Source organism: Micromonospora sp. NPDC003776 (genome assembly GCF_053605645.1).
Map to the genome: position 1 here is coordinate 1 of NZ_JBSGJR010000917.1, position 1,490 is coordinate 1,490.

Below are 1,490 nucleotides of genomic sequence, written 5' to 3' on the forward strand. Positions count from 1 at the left end.
CCCGGCGGCCCGGCCGCCGGGCTCCTGTCGGTCCGGCCGGCGTTTGCCGGGTTGCCGTGGGCGGGCAGGATGATCTGGTGCCGACCCCACCCCCCGCGGACGTCATCGAGCCGCACGACACCAGCATCGACGAGGTCGAGACCCGGGCCGAGTTCGACCGGCGGCTGGCCGAGGGCAGCCTCGCCGGCCTGACCGTGCAGGGCCTCCGCCTCGACCTCGACCCCGTTCCCGACCTGCGCGCCGTCGAGGTCGCCGGCACCCTCTTCGTGGGCTGCCGGTTCGCCGACCGGGAGGTCGGCGCGGACCTGGTCCGGCGCGGCGCCAACGTGGTCCCACCCTTCTCCGGGCTGCCCTACCCGACCCAGCCGGCCCACCTCTACACCCCCGACGACCTGGCCGCCGGCTTCGCCGAGGGTGGCTTCGCCGGGATGTACGACACCCGGGTGTACGCGCACTTCCGGGCGCACGGTGGGGCGCTGCCGGACGTCCGGGAGGCGCTCGGCCAGCGGCTGCACGACCACGGGGTGGACAACGCCCTGGCGGACGCGACCCGGGCCTGGCTGGCGGTGCACGGGCCGCAGTCGGTGGTGGGCGTGATGGGCGGGCACGCGGTGCACCGCGGCAGTGCCGCGTACCGGATGGCGGCGGTGCTGGGCTGGGAGCTGGCACGGGCCGGCGGACCGGTCGGCGCCGCGCTGGCCGCCCTGGCCGCGCGGGACGGCGCGACCACCCTGGAGTTCGGCCACTGGCACGGCGACTGGGTGCCGTGGAACCTCGGCACCCACCGGGGGCGGCTGTTCGCCTGGGACTGGGAGAACAGCGGCCGGGACCGGCCGGTCGGCTTCGACCTCGCCCACCAGGCGTTCCAGAGTGCCCTGTCGCTGCGCGGGCGGCCGGTGCCCGAGGCGACCGTCGAGCTGGTGGACGTGCTCGACCGGCACGGCGAGGCTCTCGGCCTCGATCCGGCCCGCCGGCGCCTCGTCGCCGACGCCTACCTCGTCGAGCTGTGGCTGCGGACCGCCGAACTCGCCGCCGGCGGGGGCGGGTGGAGCGGCCGGCTGCACCCCGCGCTGCTGCACGTGCTCGCCGACCGGTCGGGATCGCCCCGGGAGTGAGCCGGGGTCGGGGGTCGGGGAGACGACCGGCAAATCCGGGGAAATGCCGTACGGTCCGGCCCCTGCTACCGGACGTGAGCCGGCCTCCACTAAGGTGTCACCACTCGATCACCACCCGTCCGTGGTGGCGGGTTCGATCCGGTCCGGGAGGCGTGGGGCACCGCCCGCGGACCGTGCGGCGTGGGGAGGTCGGCCGGTGGCTGACAGGGCAGGGGACCGGGTGCGGTCGACGCGGGCCGTCCGGCCGGGCGGTGCGCCGCGATGACCCTTATCTACGCCTGCGCGGCGCTCGCGGTGCTCGTACCGGCGCTAGTGGCAGTGCGGCCGGATCCCGGTCGCGTCCCGCAGGGCCAGCAGGATGGCGGCGATGGCGTT

General features: G+C 76.4%; 1 protein-coding gene. It reads left to right on the forward strand.

Annotated features, from left to right (window positions below):
* Nucleotides 1-77: 77 nt before the first annotated feature.
* Complete coding sequence (locus ACWEVO_RS36360) at nt 78-1,115, forward strand: hypothetical protein (protein ID WP_452311921.1); 1,038 nt, start codon at nt 78-80, stop codon at nt 1,113-1,115.
* Nucleotides 1,116-1,490 lie beyond the last annotated feature (375 nt).